At 66.0% G+C, this 22,078-nt stretch carries 19 protein-coding genes; 13 read left to right on the forward strand and 6 right to left on the reverse strand.

Annotated elements, in window-relative coordinates:
• Positions 1-319: 319 nt before the first annotated feature.
• From ACFDS3_RS09595 to ACFDS3_RS09650, 12 genes are all read left to right on the forward strand, one after another.
• Positions 320-973 (forward strand): protein-L-isoaspartate O-methyltransferase, encoded by a 654-nt coding sequence (locus ACFDS3_RS09595; protein WP_375262132.1) that lies wholly within the window; start codon positions 320-322, stop codon positions 971-973.
• Complete coding sequence (locus tag ACFDS3_RS09600) at positions 970-2,388, forward strand: TolC family outer membrane protein (RefSeq protein ID WP_375262133.1); 1,419 nt, start codon at positions 970-972, stop codon at positions 2,386-2,388. Before ACFDS3_RS09595 ends, ACFDS3_RS09600 begins: the two co-directional genes overlap by 4 nt.
• A gap of 78 nt (positions 2,389-2,466) precedes the next feature.
• Positions 2,467-3,282: a hypothetical protein gene (locus tag ACFDS3_RS09605; RefSeq protein ID WP_375262134.1), complete on the forward strand. Its 816-nt coding sequence runs from the start codon at positions 2,467-2,469 to the stop codon at positions 3,280-3,282.
• A 104-nt stretch (positions 3,283-3,386) separates the two neighbouring features.
• Positions 3,387-4,706, forward strand: a complete 1,320-nt coding sequence (locus tag ACFDS3_RS09610; protein ID WP_375262135.1) for an acetyl-CoA carboxylase biotin carboxylase subunit family protein — start codon at positions 3,387-3,389, stop codon at positions 4,704-4,706.
• Positions 4,706-6,721: a CocE/NonD family hydrolase gene (locus tag ACFDS3_RS09615; RefSeq protein ID WP_375262136.1), complete on the forward strand. Its 2,016-nt coding sequence runs from the start codon at positions 4,706-4,708 to the stop codon at positions 6,719-6,721. The genes ACFDS3_RS09610 and ACFDS3_RS09615 overlap by 1 nt, the downstream gene beginning before the upstream one ends.
• Positions 6,722-6,963: 242 nt before the next feature.
• Positions 6,964-8,070, forward strand: coding sequence for a transporter substrate-binding protein (locus ACFDS3_RS09620; protein ID WP_375262137.1), 1,107 nt, complete (start codon positions 6,964-6,966; stop codon positions 8,068-8,070).
• Positions 8,067-8,657 (forward strand): ANTAR domain-containing response regulator, encoded by a 591-nt coding sequence (locus ACFDS3_RS09625; RefSeq protein WP_375262138.1) that lies wholly within the window; start codon positions 8,067-8,069, stop codon positions 8,655-8,657. Before ACFDS3_RS09620 ends, ACFDS3_RS09625 begins: the two co-directional genes overlap by 4 nt.
• Positions 8,654-9,550, forward strand: a complete 897-nt coding sequence (locus ACFDS3_RS09630; RefSeq protein WP_375262139.1) for an ABC transporter permease — start codon at positions 8,654-8,656, stop codon at positions 9,548-9,550. The genes ACFDS3_RS09625 and ACFDS3_RS09630 overlap by 4 nt, the downstream gene beginning before the upstream one ends.
• Positions 9,550-10,470: an ABC transporter permease gene (locus ACFDS3_RS09635; protein WP_375262140.1), complete on the forward strand. Its 921-nt coding sequence runs from the start codon at positions 9,550-9,552 to the stop codon at positions 10,468-10,470. The genes ACFDS3_RS09630 and ACFDS3_RS09635 overlap by 1 nt, the downstream gene beginning before the upstream one ends.
• 19 nt (positions 10,471-10,489) lie before the next feature.
• Complete coding sequence (locus ACFDS3_RS09640; RefSeq protein ID WP_375262141.1) at positions 10,490-12,103, forward strand: ABC transporter substrate-binding protein; 1,614 nt, start codon at positions 10,490-10,492, stop codon at positions 12,101-12,103.
• A 5-nt stretch (positions 12,104-12,108) separates the two neighbouring features.
• Positions 12,109-13,050 (forward strand): acetamidase/formamidase family protein, encoded by a 942-nt coding sequence (locus tag ACFDS3_RS09645; RefSeq protein ID WP_375262142.1) that lies wholly within the window; start codon positions 12,109-12,111, stop codon positions 13,048-13,050.
• Complete coding sequence (locus ACFDS3_RS09650; RefSeq protein WP_375262143.1) at positions 13,047-14,831, forward strand: ABC transporter ATP-binding protein; 1,785 nt, start codon at positions 13,047-13,049, stop codon at positions 14,829-14,831. The genes ACFDS3_RS09645 and ACFDS3_RS09650 overlap by 4 nt, the downstream gene beginning before the upstream one ends.
• 83 nt (positions 14,832-14,914) lie before the next feature.
• Here the strand turns inward: ACFDS3_RS09650 and ACFDS3_RS09655 are convergent, their stop codons facing one another.
• Positions 14,915-15,151, reverse strand: a complete 237-nt coding sequence (locus ACFDS3_RS09655; protein WP_375262144.1) for a hypothetical protein — start codon at positions 15,149-15,151, stop codon at positions 14,915-14,917.
• Positions 15,152-15,458: 307 nt separating this feature from the next.
• Between ACFDS3_RS09655 and ACFDS3_RS09660 the strand changes: the two genes are divergently transcribed.
• Complete coding sequence (locus ACFDS3_RS09660) at positions 15,459-17,153, forward strand: catalase (protein WP_375262145.1); 1,695 nt, start codon at positions 15,459-15,461, stop codon at positions 17,151-17,153.
• Positions 17,154-17,467: 314 nt separating this feature from the next.
• On the opposite strand, the gene ACFDS3_RS09665 is transcribed toward ACFDS3_RS09660, so the two are convergent.
• The 5 genes from ACFDS3_RS09665 to cysP all read right to left on the reverse strand — a co-directional run bounded on the left by ACFDS3_RS09665 (position 17,468) and on the right by cysP (position 21,814).
• Complete coding sequence (locus tag ACFDS3_RS09665; RefSeq protein ID WP_375262146.1) at positions 17,468-18,268, reverse strand: hypothetical protein; 801 nt, start codon at positions 18,266-18,268, stop codon at positions 17,468-17,470.
• Between the two features lie 80 nt (positions 18,269-18,348).
• Positions 18,349-19,074 (reverse strand): ABC transporter ATP-binding protein, encoded by a 726-nt coding sequence (locus ACFDS3_RS09670; RefSeq protein WP_375262147.1) that lies wholly within the window; start codon positions 19,072-19,074, stop codon positions 18,349-18,351.
• The gene (cysW, locus tag ACFDS3_RS09675; protein ID WP_375262148.1) at positions 19,071-19,874 is read right to left on the reverse strand and encodes a sulfate ABC transporter permease subunit CysW; all 804 of its coding nucleotides are present in this window, start codon (positions 19,872-19,874) and stop codon (positions 19,071-19,073) included. Before cysW ends, ACFDS3_RS09670 begins: the two co-directional genes overlap by 4 nt.
• Positions 19,871-20,734: a sulfate ABC transporter permease subunit CysT gene (gene cysT, locus ACFDS3_RS09680; protein WP_375262149.1), complete on the reverse strand. Its 864-nt coding sequence runs from the start codon at positions 20,732-20,734 to the stop codon at positions 19,871-19,873. The genes cysW and cysT overlap by 4 nt, the downstream gene beginning before the upstream one ends.
• A gap of 87 nt (positions 20,735-20,821) precedes the next feature.
• Positions 20,822-21,814, reverse strand: a complete 993-nt coding sequence (gene cysP, locus ACFDS3_RS09685) for a thiosulfate ABC transporter substrate-binding protein CysP (RefSeq protein ID WP_375262150.1) — start codon at positions 21,812-21,814, stop codon at positions 20,822-20,824.
• Positions 21,815-22,078 lie beyond the last annotated feature (264 nt).

Genomic DNA, 22,078 nt, shown 5'->3' on the forward strand with positions numbered 1-22,078 from the left:
GTTGGCGGAGTGGTTACGCAGCGGATTGCAAATCCGTGCACACCGGTTCGATTCCGGTACTCGCCTCCATTACTCCCCCGTTGGCACGTCTGATCCTTCATGTCCTACCCGGAACGGGTTTGCGCGACACGTGCACACGAAGGTTTGCACCCATACACGTAATCCACGCGAATGTGCTCCGGCAGCCAGTTTCCAGGCCGCCGGAGAGGCAAAGGGCTTTCTCTGCCGCCGCGTCCTGAAAATCGGATGTGGTCCTGTCGTTGCCGAAGGGGGATGGTTGTGGCAGACCGTCTGCGAACCTGTTGCCGAGGCCGACCTCATGACCGATTACGCTTCTCGCCGCCGCGTGATGGTGGACACCCAGATCCGCCCCTCAGACGTGACCATGTTGCCGATCATCGAAGCGATGCTCACGATACCGCGCGAAAGGTTCGTGCCCACGCGCTTGAGCGAGGCCGCGTATCTGGGCGAGAATCTGGACCTCGGGGCGGGGCGCGTGATCCTCGAGCCGCGGACCTTGGCCAAGATGATCAACTCGCTCGAGATTGGACCGAAGGACCTCGTTCTCGATCTGGGCCCGGCCTACGGCTATTCCACCGCCGTTCTGGCGCATCTGGCGCAGGCCGTGGTCGCTGTCGAGCCGGACGAGCCCCTCGTGGCCGAGGCCGAGTCGGCGCTTGCCGATACCGGCGTGGACAACGCCGCCGTCATCTGCGGTGACATGACCACGGGTGCGCCGAAGCACGGACCCTACGACGCGATCATCCTGCAGGGCGCGGTCGAGCAGCTTTCCGAGGCGATCACCGACCAGTTGGCGGATGGTGGCCGAATCGCGTGCATCTTCCTTGAAGACCGGCTCGGCACCTGCCGGATAGGCATCAAGGCCGACGGCTACGTGAGCTGGAAGTTCGGGTTCAATGCATCCGCCCCGGTTCTGCCCGGGTTTGAACGCAGCAAGGAGTTTTCGCTGTGAGGGTGCGGACGGCCATTCGTGCGGGGATTGCCGCCGTCGCGCTGTTCGCCGGTGCTGCGTCGGCTTCGGCCGAGACACTCGCCGACGCGTTTATCCTTGCCTACCGCCACTCCGGGCTGCTCGAGCAGAACCGGGCAGTGTTGCGCGCGGCCGACGAGGACGTGGCGATCGCGATTGCGCAGCTCAGGCCGATCATCAACTACGCGGTCGAGGCGACGCAGAGCTACACCAATCTTACCGGGGGCAACAGCCAGTTCCAGATCGGGCAGGGCGCCGTGGGTGGGGGCAATTTCGCCGCGACCGCATCGGCCTCTGCCGCAATCTCGGCCAGTTTGCTTCTGTACGACGGTGGTGCGACGCGGCTTGCCATCGACGTCGCCAAGGAAAGTGTGCTGGCAACCCGCCAGGCGCTGATCCAGGTCGAACAACAGGTGCTCTACAACACGGTGATCGCCTATCTGGCGGTGCGCGAGGCGACGGCATTCGTGAACCTGCGCCAGTCCAACGTCGAGCTGCTCGACGAACAGCTGCGCGCCGCGCGCGAGCGTTTCGAGGTCGGAGAGGTCACCCGCACGGATGTTGCCCTTGCGGAAGCGCAACTCGCCTCGGCGCGTTCGGCGCTGGCGGCGGCGCGCGGCGATCTGCGGGTTGCCATCGCCACCTACGTCCAGGTGGTCGGGCAGGAGCCTGACAATCTGCAGCCGATCGGCGAGTATCCCCAGACGGCGCGCACCCTCGATGCGGCGCAGGATATCGCCCGAAAGATCCATCCGACGATCCTGCAGGACATGCGCGTGATCACTATCGCCGGGTTGAACGTGCTTCGCGCCGAGGCACAGCTTCGTCCGACGATCTCGGGCCGGGCGTCGCTTTCGGTGGACGACGATTTCAACGAGACGGGCAGCTTCGGTGTCCAGATGAGCGGCCCGATCTACCGTGGTGGCGCCCTGACGGCGGCCTACCGCCAGGCGGTGGTGCAGCGCGACCAGGCGCGGGCCGAACTGCATATCACCGTGGACAGCGTTCTGCAGGAGGTCGCCGAAGCCTGGGCCAACCAGGAGGTCGCCCTTGCCAGCATCGAGGCCGGCCAGCTTGAGGTGCGGGCCGCGCAGGCCGCCTTCGCCGGGCTTCAGGAAGAAGTCAGCCTGGGAGCGCGAACCACCCTTGACGTGCTTGACGCCGAACAGGACCTGCAGGATGCGCGGGCCGGCCTGATATCGGCCCAGATTGCCGAGTTCCGGGCAGCCTATGCGCTGCTCTACACGATGGGTCTTCTGACGGTCGAGCATCTGGGCCTTGGCATCACGACCTATGATCCGTCCGCCTACTACAATGCCGTCGAGGATGCTCCGATCCGCAAGGTCAGCCCCCAAGGTGAGAAGCTGGACCGGATCATCCAGAGCCTCGGACGCTGACAGGGCGCCCCGCCGTTGTGCGGGGCGCGGCCTTGGAGTATCATCGAGCGCACCAATAATAACACGGGCAGGGGACAGATGACCGACGCGATGTCATCCGGCGAAATCGATCGCGTGCTCGCCAATATCCGCAAGCTCGTCTCGGTCGAGGAGGCGCAGCCTGCCGCCTCCGGTCGGCTGGTGCTGACCTCGGACCTGCGCGTCCAGGAGCCGGCCGACGGTTCCGCGGCCCTTCAGCAGGCGCCCGAAGAGGCTGTCCACGCCGAGGCCGTCGTCGAAACCGATGCCGGGTGGCCCGACATGGCACTGCCCGAACCTGCCGAAGATCTGCCGCCCGCCTTCGAGGTTGTGACGGAGCGCAGCGCACGTCCGAAATCGCTGGAAGAGCGTATCGCAGATCTGCAGGCTGCCATCGGCATGGATCATTCGGTCGAGTTCGAGCCAGACGGTAGCGAGGATCAGGCCCAGCATCTGCCCGATCGCGTCCCCTCTGTGCGTCCGCGTGGTATCGCGCCGCAGATGGCGCGTTCCGACGGACCCTTGCGTCTCGTGCCGGTCGAGGATGACGCCGAGGACGGTCGTGCTGATATCTTCGAGGATGCCGGCGTGGATCGCGGTGCCGGCGCATCGTCCCCCTACGACCCATCCGACCTGCGGTTCTTCCCCTCCCCGACGCAGGGTCGGTTCGAGCGCGCCGATTATGCCGGCCGCGACGACCCGCTGGAACTGGGCGACGACGAGCAGTTCCTGGACGAAGATGCACTGCGGGACCTCGTGGCCGAGATCGTGCGCGAAGAACTCGCCGGTGCATTGGGCGAGCGGATCACGCGGAACGTCCGGAAGCTGGTGCGCCGCGAGGTCATGCGTGCCCTCTCGGCCCGGGATTTCGAGTAAGCTCTAACAGGTTCGCGGGGCGTCTTGCCGCCGTACCGGGACCACATCGGAACGGGCCACGACGCCGGCGCATTGGGACTCATACCAGACATGGAGAGGCCCGAATGGCAGAAGTTGCAAGAAAGACGATCTGTGTCGTCGGGAACGATCCGTTCAACGAAAATTTCATCAAGCGCATTCCCGAGGCGACGAACTGGAATGTGGTTACGGTCCTCGGCCATGACGACGTTCAGCCGCCCGACGAAACCATCGACTTCGACGCGCTTTACCACCGCGCACATGCCCAGATTGCCGAGATGAACCCGCCGCCCGACGCGATCGTGGGGCATCTCGACTTCCCCGTCACGTCACTCGTCGCTCTGTTGAACCGGGATTTCGGTCTGAAGGGCGCCTCGCCCGAGGCGGTGGCCAAGTGCGAACACAAGTACTGGATGCGCCAGTTGCAGCGCGAGGTGTTCCCCGACAACACACCCGCCGTCACTCCGGTCAATCCGTTCAACCCGTCCGAGGCGCAGGAGGCCGTGCCCGACTACCCGTTCTGGCTGAAGCCGGTGAAGGGCCATTCCTCCAAGCTTGGCTTCCTCGTGCGCGATCCGGATGGTCTGGACGAGGCGCTGCAGGCGTGCCGGCGGTTCATTCACCAGCACGGCGAGCCCTTCAATCGCTTCCTCGCCCGGCTCGATCCAAGATCCGGTTGTCCGCAGCAGGTGAACGGCAATTTTGCCGTCGCTGAAGAGCTTATTTCGGCTGACCGTCTCTTCACGCTCGAAGGACTGGTCGAGGGCGGCGAAACGCGGATCGTCGGGGCGGTCGAGTCCCTCAAGGGGGGCGGTGCCGGCGTCAGCTTTTCGCGCTATCAGTATCCTGGGGAGATTCCCGACGAGATCGTCGAGAAGGGCAGGGGAATCGTCGGCAAGTTGCTGGGTCGCTTCGGCTTTGACAACGGGCCCTTCAATGCCGAGTTTTTCTTCGACGAAGACACTGACGCGCTGCGACTGCTCGAGATCAACCCGCGGCTGTCGAAATCGCACACGCCGCTGTTCCACATCGTCGACGGGGCCAGCCATCACCGGCAGGCGATCCTCCTGGCCTTGGGCGAAGAGATCGAGATGCCCGCGCGCGAGGGTCAGTCATCCGTCGCAGCCAAGTTCATGATCCGCTCGAACGAGGAAGACGGCATTGTTCGCAGCGTGCCGGATCCCGATCAGCTGGAGGAGTTGGAGGCCCTTTTCCCCGCTCTTGCCGCGCAAATCCTCGTCCGGCCCGGCCAACGCCTGAGCGACCTGCCGGACCAGGACAGCTACACCTACGAACTGGCGGACCTGTTTATCGGAGGCGAGAATATCGGCGCGATCGAGGACGCCTACCTGCGATGCCGCCACTCGCTCGAATTTCTCATCAAGCCGATCCCGGAGGAACTGTGATGGAGATTGCCGATGACCTGCCGCAGGAGATCAAGGTCGAAGAACACGTTCGCATTCCCGTGACGGACGGGCTGCACCTGTCGGCGCGCATCTGGCGGCCCGCCGACGGCCGCCCCGTGCCCGTGATCCTCGAGTACATTCCGTACCGTAAGCGTTTCGGTACCCGCGTGCGCGACGCTCATACCCACCCGTTCCTCGCCGCGCACGGCTATGCCTGCGTGCGGCTCGACATTCGCGGGTCGGGCGAGAGCGAGGGCGTGCTGCTGGACGAGTACCTGCAGACCGAGCTTGACGACGGGGTGGCCGCGATCAAATGGCTTGCCGCGCAAGACTGGTGCGACGGCAACGTGGGGATGATGGGCATCTCGTGGGGTGGCTTCAACGGCCTCCAGATCGCGGCGATGCAGCCCGAGGCGCTGAAGGCGATCATCACCGTCAGCTCGACCGACGATCGTTATGCCGACGACATCCACCACATGGGTGGCACGCTGCTGGGCGACAACCTGTCCTGGTCGGGCGTGATGTTCGCCTATAATTCGCTGCCGCCCGATCCCGAACTGGTCGGCGACGCATGGCGCGACATGTGGATGGAGCGGCTTGAGAACTGCCGCCCCTGGCTCGCCGAATGGCTGCGCCACCAGCGCCGCGACGACTATTGGCGCCACGGCTCCATCTGCGAGAATTACGACGACGTGCAGATTCCGGTCTTCGCGGTCTCGGGCTGGACGGACGGCTATACGAACAGCGTGTTCCGCCTGATGGAGAACCTGAAGGGCCCGCGAAAGGGCCTCGTCGGGCCGTGGGGGCACATCTATCCGCATTTCGGGCGCCCCGGCCCGGCAATTGACTTTCTGGGCGAGATGCTGCGCTGGTGGGATCGCTGGCTGAAGGGCAAGGACACGGGCGTCGAGGACGATCCGATGATCACCGCCTGGATGCAGGACAGCGTGCCGCCCTACCATGAATACGACGAGCGTCCGGGCCGCTGGATTGCCGAACCCGACTGGCCGACCGGTCGCGTAAAGCCGGTAGAGTGGCGCCTCTCGCCGGGACGCCATCTGGCTCGTCCGGACGAGGCGGTCGAGGAGGAGGGGCTCGACTTGCAATCGCCTGTCACGGTCGGGCTGGCCTCAGGCAAGTGGTGCTCTTACGCCAACGCCCCCGACCTAGCCGGTGACCAGCGCATTGACGATGGCGGCGGCCTTGTATTCCAGACAGTGCCGCTGGAGGAGGACATCGAGATCCTTGGCGCCCCCGAGGTCGAACTGACGCTGTCCTCGGACCAGCCGATCGCGATGGTGGCCGTGCGCCTGTCGGGCATGCAGCCCGATCACCAGGTCACGCGCCTCAGCTACGGATTGCTGAACCTCACCCATCGCGACAGCCGCCGTCATCCCGAACCGCTGGAGCCGGGGCGCCAGTACACGGTGCGCGTTCCGATGAACTACATCGCCGAGAACGTGCCCAAGGGCCACCGGCTGCGGCTGTCGGTCTCGACCGTCTACTGGCCGCTGGCCTGGACCCCGCCCGAGGACGTCAAGCTGACCCTGCGCACCGGTGTCAGCCGCCTGACCGTACCGCAGCGCCCGGTGCCCGCGGATGACAGCGCGCCCAGCTTCGGTCCCGCGCGCCGAGCGCCAAGCCCGCCCATGACGGCAATCAAGGCGCCCGAGCATCGCTGGCTGGTCAAGCACGACCTGGGGGGACAGGAGGCCGCGCTCGAGGTGACCGACGACCGCGGCATCTTGCGCCACGACGACATCGACCTGACCGTGTCCGCCCGCGCGGTCGAGACATACTCGGCCTCGCCCGGCGACTACGCTTCCGCCGCGGGCGAGACGGAATGGCACTACGGGCTGGAGCGCGAGGGGTGGTCCATCCGTACCCGCACGAGGACGCGCCTGACGGCCGACAAGGAGAACTTCTACCTCTATGCCGAGCTCGACGCGTTCGAAAACGAGGATCGGATCAAGTCCCTGAACTGGACCGAGACCATCCCGCGTGATCTTGTCTGATAGGGGGGGCCATGCCGCGCAAGACGAGCGGTGCTGAAACCGGACGCCATCCGGCAAGTGACCTGCATAAAATATGGACGTCCGGTGAATTGGCACCTTTCTGATGCGCGGTGGCTGGACACGCGGCCGCTGGTCGCGCAGACTTCCTGAAACAGGCCGGACAACCGGCCAAAGGGCAATCGGGCCTCGCATCTCCCTGACTTCCAGGGATGCGGGGCCTTTTTCGTGTGTGGGGAGCTTTCATGGTGCTCAGGCTCGGCCTCGTCTTCTCGACCAGCGGCAGCTATGCCGCCCTGGGTCAGAGCGCGCTGGCCGGCGCGCTCGGCGCGATCGACACCCTGCGCGACGTGGTCGAGATCGAGCCCGTGATCCGGGATCCTGGCGGCGACGTGGCCCGCTACGAGGCCGCCGCCTCCGAACTTCTGGGCGGCGGGGTGCGCCACATCGTCGGCGCGATCACCTCTTGGAGCCGGAAGGACATGATCCCCGTGCTCGAACGCAAGGACGGGCTCTTGTGGTACCCGTGCCCCTACGAGGGGTTCGAGTGCAACGACCATGTCGTCTACCTGGGCGCGGCGCCGAACCACCATGTCGTGCCGGCGACGGACTGGATTGCCGCGCAGGGAGTGCAACGAGTGTACCTCGTCGGTTCGAACTATGTCTGGGGATGGGAGACGCTGCGCCTTGCCCGCGACCGTCTGCAGTCAGCAGGGATCGAGGTCGTGGGCGAGCGTTACGTGCCGCTCGGCTCGACCGATCATGCGCATGTGGTTGACGAGATTTGCGCGACCGGCGCCGAATGTGTGTGCAACAGTCTGATCGGACCGTCGAACACGAGTTTCCTGCACGACCTGATGGCCCGCGATCCCGCACGGCGCGGGCGGCCGGGGCACATGGTCAGCTTCAATCAGACCGAGGCTGACCTGGACGAGCTTGGCCCCGCGGCGGATGGCCTTCTGTCGGCCGGCAGCTTCTTCGAAGAGGATGCCGGCGCGGTCCTTCTGCAGGCAGCGCGTACCTACGCGCCAAGCGGGCGCGCTTCGGCCTTTCTGGCGAGCGCCCATGCCGCGGTCGAAATCTTTGCTCACGCCGCCGTCTCGGCCGGAACGGATGCGCCGCGAGAGGTCTTCGCGGCAGCGTCCAAAGGGCCGGTCCGGACGGCCATGGGGGACCTGCGGATTGACCCGGTGATGCGTCACGCGACGCTTGCGCCCCGGCTGGCGCTCGCCGAGGGAGGGCGCTTTCGCGTGATCGGCCGCGCCGCCGCGGCCATCCCCGCCGATCCCTATCTCGCACGGCAGGACACGTCCCCCGCCCCGCGCCGTCCCGATCTGAGAGTAGTGAAATGACGCGATATCCCCTGCACAACTTCGCCGGGCTGACCGCCATCGTGCTGCACCGCTCGGCCGAGCCCATGCGCAACGTGGTCGAACGCTGCGACCGCCTTGGCATCCATGCGCTGGCGCAGACCGGCGACCTCGACACGGAAATTGCGGCCAATGCGGACATGGTGATCCTCGACATCGACACCGGCCACGATGGGCAACTGCCCTGGCCCGCCGGGCAGGCGCCGGTGCCGCTGATCGGGCTGGTGTCGTCGGAAAGCCCCGGCCGTCTCGCCTGGGCGCTGGGGCAGGGGGTGGACGCGTATCTTCCGGTCTCGGCCCTCGGCAACCTGTTCTCGGCGCTGGTGATCGCGCACGAGACCTTCACGCGAAAGGCCGAGCGGTCGGAGCGCGAGCGCGAAGTTGCGCGGCAGCGGGCCGGGCGAGTCGACGTGATCCGCGCAGTGCTGCTTTTGATGCCGGAGTGCGGAGACGAGGCACTTGCGCTCAAGCAACTGCGGGCAATGGCCATGGTCGAGCAGATCTCGCTGGAAGACGCCGCCGCCCTTCTGCTCTCCGAGCGGCAGGCGTCGGGGGCGGGCGGGCAATGAGCGTCGCGACCGAGCCCGCCGCGCCCCCGCGCGCCTCGCGTCCTCGTGCGGTCCTGGGCGAAGTCCTGCGCCGTCCGCGCGCGGCGTTCGGCCTGATCATCATTGCGCTGATGGTCATCGCGGCGGTCTTCGCCCCGTGGTTGATGCCCCACGACCCGTTCGAGCAGAGCTTCGACGGCCTCGACCTGATGGGCGCACCGCTGCCGCCGGGCGGGGAGCATCTGCTGGGCACCGACCTTCTGGGCCGCGACCTGGCGTCGCGCCTGATCCTCGGGACGCGGACATCGCTGATCATCGGGGTGGTCGCAAACGGGATCGCCGTTTTGCTGGGCGCGGGCGTCGGCATCACGGCGGGCTATTTCGGCGGCTGGACGGCGGCAATCCTGATGCGGTTCACCGACCTGATGATGGCGTTCCCGGCGCTGCTGCTGGCCATCGTGCTGGCCGCGATCTTCCAGCCGTCGCTGATGATCGTGGCGCTGGTCATCGCCATGGTGAACTGGGTACAGATGTCCCGCGTGATCTACACCGAAACGCGCAGCCTGGCCGAGCGCGAGTTCATCCAGGTCCAGCGCGCCATCGGGTCGGGGCCGCTGCGCATTCTGGGCAAGCACCTGCTGCCGCACCTGCTGTCGTCGATCATCGTGTTCGGCACGCTGGGAATTTCGACCACCGTGCTGCTCGAGGCGACGCTGAGCTACCTTGGCGTCGGGGTGCAGCCGCCGATGCCGTCCTGGGGCAACATCATCTTCGAGAACCAGACCTATTTCTCGACGGCCCCGTGGCTCGTGTTCTTCCCGGGCCTTCTGATCGTGCTGCTGGCGCTGGCCTTCAACCTCGTGGGCGACGCGCTGCGCGACATCCTCGACCCGACGCTGAAGGGGAGGCATTGATGACCGGCTATCTTCTCCGCCGCCTGTTCGAGAGCGTTCTGATACTTCTGGGGATCACCTTCGTCACATTCATCCTGCTGTACCTCGTGCCCGCCGACCCCGCGCGGCAGATTGCGGGACGGTCGGCGACGGCAGAGACGGTGGCGAACATCCGCGACCAGCTTGGCCTGAACGACCCGCTTTTCGTGCAGTACTGGCGCTATCTCACCGGACTGTTCCAGGGCGACATGGGCCGCTCCTATCTGCAGCGGGCCGAGGTATCTTCGCTGATCGGGGCGCGGCTGCCGGCGAGCCTGATGCTGATGGTGACTGCCATCGTGACCGAACTGATCATCGGTCTGACCATCGGCGTCGTCGCGGCCCTGCGCCGCAACAGGCCGGCCGACCATTCGCTGATGATCTTCTCGTTCGTCGCGATCTCGGCCCCGCAATTCGTGATCGGCATCCTGCTGCTCTACGTCTTTGCCGTGCAGCTGGCTTGGTTCCCCATCGGCGGCTACGGCACCCCTGCGCATTTCGTGCTGCCCTCGCTCACGCTGGGGCTCTTGGGAGCGGGGTGGTATTCGCGGATGATGCGGTCTTCGATGATCGAGGTGCTGAACGAGGATCTTGTGCGCACGGCGCGGGCCAAGGGCCTGTCCAAGCTGCGCATCATCACCCGGCACGTCATGCCGAACGCGATCCTGCCGATCATCGCGATGATCGGGATCGATATCGGCCTGTTCATGTCCGGCATCGTCGTCGTCGAAAGTGTCTTCGGCTGGCCCGGCATCGGGCAGCTTGCCTGGCAGGCGATCCAGCGCGTCGACATCCCCGTGATCATGGGGGTCACCATGGTCTCGGCCACGGCCATCGTAGTCGGCAACCTGCTTGCCGACCTCGTGGCACCCCTGATCGATCCCAGAATCAAAACAAAATGACCAACAGCGGAGAACAACCATGAAGAAACTGCTTCTTTCCTCGGCAATTGCTCTGACGGCCACCGGCGCGCTGGCACAGGTGGACGAGAACGCGCCCCAGGGCGGCGAGATGATCGTCACCTATCAGGACGACGTCGCGACGCTGGATCCCGCGATCGGCTACGACTGGCAGAACTGGTCGATGATCAAGTCGCTCTTCGACGGGCTGATGGGCTACGAGCCCGGCACGACGACCCTGCGCAACGAGCTGGCCGAAAGCCACGAGATCAGCGAGGACGGCCTGACCCACACCTTCACCCTGAAGGACGGAATCAAGTTCCACAATGGCCGCGAGATCACGGCCGAGGACGTGAAATACTCGCTCGAGCGGGTCACCAACCCCGAAACGCGCAGCCCCGGCGCCGGCTTCTTCGGCATGATCGAAGGGTTCGACACCTGGAACGCGGGCGAGGGCGAAGGCCTGTCGGGCGTTGAGGTCACGGGCGACAAGACGGTCGAGATCACGCTGTCTCGTCCGGACGCCACCTTTGGCCACGTCATGGCGCTGAACTTCGCGTCGATCGTCCCGCAGGAGGCCGTCGAGGCGGCGGGCGAGGATTTCGGCCGCCAGCCCGTCGGCTCGGGCGCGTTCAAGCTGGCCGAGTGGAGCCCCGGCCAGCGCGTCGTCTTCGAGCGGTTCGAGGGTTACCACCGCGCCGGCGTCCCGAAGCTGGACCAGGTGACCTTCAACATCGGGCTCGACCCGACCGTGGCGCTGCTTCAGCTCCAGAACGGGGACGCGGACGTGCCGGGTGACGGCATCCCGCCCGCGCAGTTCCTGCAGGTCGTGAACGACGCCGAATACGAGGACCAGATCGTCGAGGGCGGCCAGCTCCAGACCGGCTACATCACGATGAACACCCAGATGGCACCGTTCGACAATGTTGACGTTCGCAAGGCCGTCAACATGGCGATCAACAAGGACCGTATCGTCCAGATGATCAACAACCGCGCGGTCCCGGCCAACCAGCCGTTGCCGCCGACCATGCCGGGATATGCCGAGGATTACGAGGGCTACGCCTACGACCCCGAGGCCGCCAAGCAGATGCTGGCCGACGCAGGCTTCGCCGATGGGTTCGACACCGAGCTCTACGTGATGAACGTGGACCCCAATCCGCGCATCGCGCAGGCGATCCAGCAGGACCTGAGCCAGATCGGCATCAATGCCGAGATCCGGAGCCTCGCGCAGGCCAACGTCATCGCGGCGGGTGGCGAGCCGGACCAGGCCCCGATGATCTGGTCGGGCGGCATGGCGTGGATCGCGGATTTCCCCGATCCGTCGAACTTCTACGGGCCGATCCTGGGCTGCGCGGGCGCGGTGTCCGGCGGCTGGAACTGGGCGTGGTACTGCAACGAAGAGATCGACCAGCGTGCCGCCGCGGCCGACGCGATGGTGGGCGACGAGGAAGGTCGCGAGGAGGCGTGGCGCCAGATCTACCTCGACATCATGGAGGACGCGCCGTGGGTGCCCGTCTTCAACGAGCAGCGCTTCACCCTTCACTCGGACCAGATCGCGGGCGACGATAGCCTGTTCGTCGATCCCGTCCACATCCCGGTGAACTACGACTATATCTATTCGACCGAGGCCCAGTAACCGGCATGTGCAAGAACTGCGACTACACCATCCACGGCCATCACCATCACGGGTGGGATCATTCGGTCCCCCCCGCTGAAACGGTGGCCCCGGGCAGCCGGCTGCACTTCCAGTGCCTCGACAGCTCGGGCGGGCAATTCACCAAGGACAGCACGACCGCCGACGTGCCGAGTATGGATTTCGGCAAGATCAATCCCGTCACCGGTCCCGTCTATGTCGACGGGGCCGAGCCGGGGGACGTGCTGAAGATCCAGATCGAGGCGTTCCACCCCTCGGGCTTCGGCTGGACGGCGAACATTCCGGGCTTCGGGCTGCTGGCCGACCAGTTCAAGGACCCGCATCTGAAGGTCTGGGACTACAACCCGGACACGCTGGACCCGGCGCTGTTTTCGGACATCGCCAAGGTGCCGCTGAAACCCTTCGCCGGAACCATCGGCCTTGCCCCGGCCGAGCCCGGCTTGCATTCGGTCGTCCCGCCGCGGCGGATGGGCGGGAACCTTGATATCCGCGACTTGGCGGCGGGGACGACGCTGTACCTGCCGGTCGAGGTCGCGGGGGCGTTGTTCTCGATCGGGGACACCCATGCCGCGCAGGGGGATGGCGAGGTCTGCGGGACGGCGATCGAGTCGCCCATGGACGTGGAAGTCACGCTGGACCTCGTGAAGCAGGAAAAGCTCGCCTTCCCGCGCTTCACCACGCCGGGGCCGGTGACACGGCATCTGGACGCCAAGGGCTACGAGGTGACCACCGGGATCGGTCCCGACATGATGAGCGGCGCACGCGATGCCGTCTCGGCCATGGTGGACCTTCTGTGCAAGGAACACGGGTTCAAGGCGGAAGACGCCTACCTGCTGTGCTCGGTCGCGGGGGATCTGCGGATTTCCGAGATCGTGGACATGCCGAACTGGGTCGTGTCCTTCTACTTTCCGCGGATCGTCCTCGAATGACCGAGGCGCAAGATATCGGAGGGGGCGGCACCCGGCCCCTCCTGACCGTCCGGGACTTAAAGGTTCAGGTCGCGACCGAGGCGGGGGCCAAGACGGTCCTCGACGGGCTGTCCTTCGACCTGGTGTCGGGCGAGACGCTGGCGCTGGCCGGCGAAAGCGGATCGGGCAAGTCGATGACGGCGCTGGCGATCATGGGCCTGCTGCCCAAACCCATGGCCCGCGTCGCCGGCGGATCGATCCAGTTGGGCGAGGTCGAGCTGACCCGGCTGGACGAGAATGGCTACCGCAAGATTCGCTCGGCCCGTGTCGCGATGATCTTCCAAGAGCCGATGACCTCGCTCAACCCGCTGATGACGGTCGAGCGGCAACTGGTCGAGGTGCTGCTGGAACAGGGCGTCTGCACCCGCTCCGAGGCGCCTAATCGGGCGCTGAAACTTCTGAACGATGTGCGCCTGACCGAACCCGAGCGGCGGTTGAAGCAGTATCCGCACGAGCTTTCCGGCGGCATGCGACAGCGCGTGATGATCGCCATCGCGCTGGCCTGCGACCCCGAGATCCTGATCGCGGACGAGCCGACGACGGCGCTCGACGTGACCGTGCAGGCCGAGATCCTCGACCTGATCCGCACGTTGCAGACAGAACACGGCACCGCCGTCCTGATGATCACCCACGACATGGGCGTGGTGGCCGAGATGGCCGACCGCGTCATCGTTCTGCGGCAGGGAAGGCAGGAAGAGGCGGCGCCGGTGCGCGAGCTTTTTGCGGACCCGCAAACGGACTACGCCCGGACGCTCCTGGCAGCGGTGCCGCGTCTTGGCACGGCTCCGGCCCGACCGGCAGTCGGGGAAGGCAAGAAGATCCTGGAGGTCGACGACCTCTGCGTGCGGTTCGACATCTCGGGCGGCATCCTCGGCCGCACCATCGCGCGCGTCCACGCGGTGGAAGGGGTTTCCTTCGCCATCCGCGAGCGCGAGACGCTGGCGCTGGTGGGCGAGTCCGGCTGCGGGAAGTCCACCATCGGCAAGGCGCTTCTCGGCCTCGTCCCGTGGGAGGGTTCGGTCCGCGTCGACGGCGTTCAGACTCGAGGCCGGTCGCGCGCCGCAATGCGGCCGGTGCTGCGCGACATCCAGATGGTGTTCCAGGATCCCGGCGCCTCGCTCGACGCCCGGATGAGCGTGGGCGAGCAGGTGGTAGAACCGATGCGCGTCCACGGGCTGGCGAAGGGGTCCGAGCTTGACGACCGGGCGGAGTGGCTGTTCAGGCGGGTCGGCCTGTCGCCCGACATGCTGTCGCGCTATCCGCACGAGTTCTCGGGCGGGCAGCGGCAGAGGGTCTGCATTGCCCGCGCGCTGTCGCTGTCGCCCAAGGTGATCGTCGCGGATGAGAGCGTCTCGGCGCTTGACGTGAGCGTGCAGGCGCAGGTGCTCGAGTTGCTTCGGGAACTGCAGGAAGAGGACGGCCTGTCCTACCTGTTCATCAGCCACGACATGGCGGTGATCGAGCAGGTGGCCGACCGGGTGATGGTCATGCGGCTGGGGCAGGTGGTGGAAGAGGGGCCGCGCGACGCGGTCCTGCGCGATCCGCAGCACCCTTACACGAAACGCCTGCTCGCCGCGGTGCCGGTGCCCGATCCCACGCGCGTGCGCCCGCCCATGCCGGACATCTCCGGGATCGAGAACGCCAGCCCGATCTATCCATTGGGACAGACGCCCGAACGGATCGCGCTGCATGACCTGGACCAAGGCCACCGCGTCGCCCGCGTGGTCGCCACCGCCCCCTGAGCGGGGCGGGCATGCACGTCGTGCGGCTTACCTAGGAACGAAGATAGCGTCGGACTGCTTTTGGCCGCAATCAAGGGAACGCGTCACCGCGCCGCGCCGAGAACTTCAGGGGTCCTTGACCGCAACAAGCCGAACCACATGATTGCCCTGATCTTCTGCTGCACGCGGCGGAAATCCGGGGCCGGCAAGCTCATGATGAGATGGTCAACCTTCGACGGAACCGGCGACATCCATACCGGGCCATGCGTCGATGTCTCTGCTTCTCGGGCGTCCAGTTTATCACGCTCGGCCGCACCCACATCAACGGCCGAAAGCCTCATCCGCCTTGTCAGCATGACGCAAAGCCGGGGTGGCTGCATGGTCCCGACCTGGAGCGCGACCTACGTCTCCGCGGCGTGGCAGCGGGCTTTCCGCTTGGTCATCGCAAGGCTGAACCGGGTGAGGCGGCAAAGAGGAAGTAGCTTCCGTCGGGGCGCGGGACAGGGCCAAGGGCTCTGCCCCCATTGCGGCCGGGGGGCGGCCTGCGTAAACTAGAATTATTCCACTTCACAAAACTCCAGGTCCCGATGCCTGGCGTGACGTCGATGTGGAATCCAGATTCTTGCAACGGAGCCAGTGGAAAACCGCATGTCACCTGCCGACAAAAACCCCAACGCCAACGACCGCGTCCTCACGAATCGCCAGGGTCACCCGGTGGTCAACAACCAATCGCAACGGACCGTGGGGTCGCGCGGCCCGGCGACGCTAGAGAACTACCAGTTCCTCGAAAAGATCAGCCATTTCGACCGCGAACGCATCCCCGAACGCGTCGTGCATGCCCGCGGCTTCGTCGCCTATGGCGAGTTCGAGGCGACCGGCAAGATCGGCGACGAACCGGCCTCGACCTACACCCGCGCCAAGCTTTTCCAGGAGGCGGGCAAGAAGACCCCGCTGGCCATCCGCTTCTCGACCGTGATCGGCGGGCGCGACAGCTCGGAAGCCGCCCGCGATCCGCGCGGCTTTGCGGTGAAGTTCTACACCGAAGACGGCAACTGGGACCTCGTGGGCAACAACCTTGCGGTGTTCTTCATCCGTGACGCGATCAAGTTCCCGGACGTCATCCATTCGCTGAAGCCCGATCCCGTGACCTTTCGGCAAGAGCCGAACCGCATCTTCGACTTCATGAGCCAGACGCCTGAAGCGATGCACATGCTGACGCACCTGTTCAGCCCCCGCGGCATTCCGGCGAACTACCGCCAGATGGAAGGCTTCGGCGTGAACACCTACAAGATGGTGAACGCCGAGGGGAACACGGTGCTGGTCAAGTACCACTTCCACCCGCAGGAAGGCATCGCCAGCCTGACCGCCGACGAAGCGGCCAAGGTGCAGGGGCAGGATCTCGGCTCGGCATCCAAGGATCTCTATACGGCGATCGAGACGGGCAACTTCCCCAAGTGGGACATGTACGTCCAGGTCATGGAGGATCACGAGCACCCCGAGCTCGACTGGGATCCGCTCGACGATACCAAGATCTGGCCCGAGAACCAGTTCCCGCTGCGCCACGTCGGCACCATGACGCTGAACCGCAACGTCGAGGACTTCTTCAACGAGAACGAGCAGATCGCCATGGGCACGGGCGTGCTTGTCGACGGTCTCGATTTCTCGGACGATAAGATGCTGGTCGGCCGGACGTTCTCGTATTCGGACACGCAGCGTTACCGCGTCGGCCCGAACTACCTGCAACTGCCGGTGAACCAGGCCAAGGAGGCCCGCGTGGCCACCAACCAGTCCGGCGGCCAGATGTCGTTCTACCGCGAGACCGCCGAAGGGCAGAACCCGCACGTGAACTACGAGCCGTCGCTGCATAACGGTCTGCAAGAGGCGCCGCGGGAAGAGAACAACAACTCGCCCGAGATCCGTGGCCAGCTGACCCGTAGCGTGATCGAGCGTCGCAACGATTACGTTCAGGCCCGCGCCCGCTACTGCACCATGATGGAGTGGGAGCGTGACGACCTGGTCAACAACATGGGCACCATGCTGGGCGACTGCGAACGTGACGTGCAAGAGCGGATGATCTGGCACTTCCTCATGGTCCACGACGACTACGGCAACCGCGTGGGCGAGATGATCGGCATCAGCGCCGCCGACGTCGCCAATCTCGGTCCGCTGCCGAAGCAGGTCCTGACCGAAGAGGACCAGCGCAGGATGCAGTCGCTCGGCAGCAACGGCGACACGACCGATGCAGAGCCCTGGGGCCAGTGGACCAGCTCGGTCAAGAATCACCAGGCCACGGCCGAGGAAGTCCTGTCGGGCTTCCCTCGTCAGGCCAAAGCCGCCGAGTAACAACACAGGCTGCGCCTCCGGGAAAGACCCCGGAGGCGCACTTGCCACGCGCCCTCAGCCGGTCTTGTGCCACGTCATCTCTCGATGGGAGATGACTTCCGGGCGCAGCTGGAACGGCGACCTTGAGGAAAGAACGCGTTTTGTGACGGCCTCGGCTCGCCGCCTGCCGGGCCGGGGTTCCACAGTGGCTGTGCAATCTTAATAGGATTCTCAGACGTCGATCGGGCGTGCCGCGCAAGGCGACGGCCTTTTGCCCGGTTTCCGGCACTTGATCTAAACCGCAGGAATAGGATCGGGAACGCCGAAAGATCCTGTCAGCCTTGGAAGATCCGGGACATCTCTTCTTCGAAGCTCGCCCAGGACATGGTGGCCGCGTTGCCGGCGTAGCCGTGGTAGTGCGACCGGCCCGACGATGTCGGCAGACCCGCCCAGATACGGGCAAGGTTGTTCATGAAAGCGGTCTGTCCGATCTCGTTGGCGCGGAAGGCGTCATAGCCCGCGTCCTGAAGCAGGATATCAGCAAGCCTGTCCTGTAGCTCGGGCGAGAACAGCTCGTCAGGACCGGAGTCGAGGATCGTGACGAGCCGCGCCAAAGTCGACGGGATGAACTGATAGCGACCGATGGCGTGGGGCTGGCCGGGCGTTGCGTCGATCCAGGCAAAGATCTCGCCCAGGGTCATCTGCGTCGGCGGGCGCGGAGTCTTGCGGCGGGCGCCGTGCTGGACCGCGTCATACCCGTCTCGCCCGGCTTCGGCCTGCGCGATGAGGTGACGGACCATTGCGGCCTGCGGATCACCGCCCGAGAGCGGGACGTGCGGTCGCTGGAACTGGCGCCCCGACTGGTCCCGTTCGGGCAAGGGTGCGAAGAATCCGTAGCCCGATTGGCCCAGGAACAGGCTTTGCGCCCCGACCGAGCCCTCGTCGATATCCGGCACCTCGGTCCGCGCCTGGATCAGCGGCTGCCTTGCCCCGAGAAACCCGCCGGTCGGCGCCTGCATGCGGGACGAGGCGAGGCCCCGCCCGGTCAGCAACGAATAGCCCTGCGCCCGCGCGCCTTCGGCGACGGAAAGCGACAGGATCGTGAGCAGGGCGAAAGAGCAGGTACGGAAAGCCACGCAAGCCTCGTTGTCGGGGAGGGTCCGCGCACCTTTGCCTGAGAGGGTTTACATTCCGTTGACGCAGGACCAGCTCCGGGTCAGCCGGCGCTGATGAACTGCCTCACGAAATCGCTGGCGGGACGCTCGGCTAGGTCGGCTGGGGTGCCGACCTGTTCGATCCGGCCGTTATTCATCACGGCGATCCGGTCGGCGATTTCGAACGCCTCGGCCTGATCGTGGGTGACGAGGATCGCCGTCACGCCGACCTTCTGCTGCAACTCGCGGACCGAGCCACGCAGGTTGCGCCTGACCTGCGCATCAAGGGCCGAAAACGGCTCGTCCAGCAGCAACAGCCGCGGCGAGATCGCGAGCGCGCGCGCCATCGCGACACGCTGCTGCTGACCGCCGGAGAGCTGCGCCGGGTAGCGGTCGCCCAGGTCCTTCATTTCGATCAGGTCGAGCAGTTCGGCCACGCGGGTGCGGCGGGTTGCCCTGGACGGGCGGTCCTTTCCCTTCAGGACACGCAGGCCGAAGCCGATATTGTCGGCGACGGTCATGTGCCGGAACAAGGCATAGCTCTGGAACACCATGCCAAAGCGGCGCGCGCCGGCGGGGCGGTTGGTGATGTCGTCGCCGTCGAGGTGCATGGCCCCGCCGTCGGGTTTCGTCAGCCCCGCGATCAGGTTCAGCAGCGTCGTCTTTCCAGATCCCGACGGGCCGAGGAGGGCAATGAACTCGCCGTCCTTCACGGTCAGCGAGACCTCGTTCAGGACGGCAGCATCGCCGTCGAAGGACTTGGTGATCCGGTCGATCTCGAGACTCATGGCGTTGCTCCCCGCGCGGGGTGGAAATAGGAGATGAGGGCGCGCAGCACCAGCGTCAGCAGGGCCAGAAGCGCCAGCACGGTCGCCGCCGCGAAGGCGCCGGTCGTGTTGTAGTCGTTGTAGAGCAGCTCGATCTGCAAGGGCAGGGTCATGGTCTGCCCCCGGATCGCGCCCGACACGACGCTGACCGCGCCGAACTCGCCGATGGCGCGGGCGGTGGCCAGGATCGCGCCATAGACCAGCGCCCAGGTGACGTTCGGGAAAGTCACGAGGCGGAAGATCTGCCAGCCGTTGGCGCCAAGGGTCAGCGCCGCGCGCTCCTCGTCCTCGCCGGTGACGGACAGAACGGGCAGCACCTCGCGCACCACGAAGGGGCAGGTCACGAAGAGCGACACCAGCACGATGCCGATCAGGTTGAACATCAGCTGGATGCCATAGGGCTGCAGCGCCGCGCCGACGGGGCCGTAGGCGCCGTAGATCAGCAGGAAGCACAGGCCCGCGACGATGGGCGAGATGGCGAAGGGCACCTCGATCAGCACCAAGAGCGCGCGGCGGCCGGGAAAGCGGTAGCGCGCGATGGCCCATGCGGCGCAGAGGCCGAAGACGATGTTCACCGGCAGCACGATCAGTGCCGTGAGGATCGTCAGGCGGATGGCGGCGACGGTCTCGGGCTCGGTCACGGCAGCGGCCCAGACCGACAGGCCTTCGGCGAAGGCGCGGGTGAAGATCGCGGCGACGGGCAGGACGATGACGACGGCTGCGAAGAGGATGGCGAGGCCGATCAGGATGGGGCGTCTCATGCGGCGCCCTCCAGCTTGCGGTAGAGCCGCGTCTGCAGGATGTTGATGACCACCAGCACGATCAGCGAGATCGCCAGCATGGTGCCGGCAATGGCCGAGGCGGCGGGATAGTCGAACTCGTCCAGGCGGATCACGATCAGCAACGAGGCGATCTCGGTCTCGTAGGGCAGGTTGCCGGCGATGAAGATGACTGCGCCGAACTCGCCCAAGCTGCGCACGAAGCTGAGGCCGGTTCCCGTGAGGATACCGGGTGAAAGCTGGGGCAGGGTGATCGAGCGAAACGTCTGCCAGCGCGAGGCGCCAAGGGTGGTGGCGGCGTCTTCTTCCCGGCGGTCGAGTTCTTCGATCAGCGGCTGGATGGCGCGCACGGCGAAGGGGACCGAGGTGAAGGTCATCGCGATCACGATCCCCCACCAGGTATAGGCGATCTGCCAACCCAAGGGCTCGATCAACCCGCCGATCCAGCCGTCCTGCGCATAGACCGCCACCAGCGCGATGCCCGCGACCGAGGTTGGCAGCGCAAAGGGGAGGTCCACCAGCGCGTCCAGCGCCGCCCGGCCGGGGAAGCGATAGCGCACCAGCACCCAGGCCAGCAGCAGGCCGAAGATGCCGTTCGCGATCGTCGCCAGCAGGGCCGCGGTGATCGTCACCCGCAGCGAGGCCAGCGTGCGCGGGTCGGACATGACGAAGATGTAGTCCGACCATCCCAGTTGCGCGAACTGCCATGCCAGCCCCGACAGCGGCAGCAGGATGATCAGCGTGACGAACGTCACCGTCACGCCCAGCGTCAGCCCCAGCCCCGGAAGGGGGGACCGGCGGCGGCGCCGGATGGCATCCATCGGGGTCTGCAGGATCGGCATGGCGGCGGGCGGCTCCGGGCGTGGAAGGACGGACGACCGCCGCGCCCCGGCGATGGGACGCGGCGGCCTGTCGCGATGGCGTCTAGATCACTGACGCAGCAATTGGTCCAGCGTCCCGCCCGAGCCGAAATGCGTTTCCTGCGCCTCGGCCCAGGAGCCAAACTTGTCTTCCACGGTGAACAGCTCGACCTCGGGGAAGCGGTCTGCGTTGGCCTCGACCACGGCCTCGTCATGGACGCGGTTGTTGAACGAGGCGAGGATTTCCTGCCCCTCGGTCGTGTAGAGGAAGTTGAGGTAGTCGCGGGCAACCTCTTCGGTGCCACGGCTTTCGGCCACACGCTCGACCACGGCGACCGGGAACTCGGCCAGCAGGGACTGGTCGGGTACGACCGTCTCGTAGCCCTCGGTCTGGCCGGCGATGTTCAGCACCTCGGCCTCGAAGGTCACGAGGACGTCGCCGATATTGCGCTCGGTGAAGGTCGTGGTGGCGCCGCGGCCGCCGGTGTCGAAGACCTCAACGTTGCCCAGAAGGTCGGCCATGTATTCCCGGACCCGCTCTTCATCGCCGTCGAACTCTTCCATCGCCCAGGCCCAGGCGGCCAGGTAGGTGTAGCGCCCGTTGCCGCTGGTCTTGGGGTTCGGGAAGATCACGCTGACATCCTCGCGCACGAGGTCATCCCAGCCGTCGATGTCCTTGGGATTGCCCTCGCGGACCATGAAGGCGGGCAGCGAATAGTATGGCGACGCGTTGTTGGGGAACTGCTGCTGCCAATCCTCGGCGACGAACCCGGCATCGGCCAGGATTTCGACGTCGAGCACCTGATTGAAGGTCACGAGGTCCGCCTGGAGGCCCTGAAGGATCGCGCGCGCCTGCTTGGACGAGCCGGCGTGGCTCTGGTTGATCGTCAGCTCGCCCTCGCCATCCCACTGCTCGATGAAGGCGGGGTTGATCGCGGCATAGAGCTCGCGGGCGATGTCATAGGACACGTTCAGGAGTTCCGTCTCCTGCGCGTGGACCCCTCCGGCGGTGCCGAGGGTGCCAAGGGTGACGGTCGCGGCAAGCGCGAAGCTGCGGAACATGGGGTGCCTCCGTGTGTGCGGTTCGTGGCGATATCTGGAACAGAAATTCCGCCCCGGCCAGTGGCGAGGAACAGTCAGGGAAGCTCTTTCCGCCGCTCAAGCCTTTCACGAACGTGCGTCCCGCCACGGGCAAGATGCGAGAATGACTGTCGGGGCGTTCGCGCCTCGGGGCAGGTGCGAAATCTCCGCCGCCCCCGAAGCGGGCCACGTGGACGCTTGAACGGTGCGCGCATAAACCTGAGGCTGCTGCCCCAGCGCCCGAAG

It is taken from the genome of Palleronia sp. (assembly GCF_042089775.1).
In the GTDB taxonomy this organism is placed as follows: domain Bacteria; phylum Pseudomonadota; class Alphaproteobacteria; order Rhodobacterales; family Rhodobacteraceae; genus Palleronia.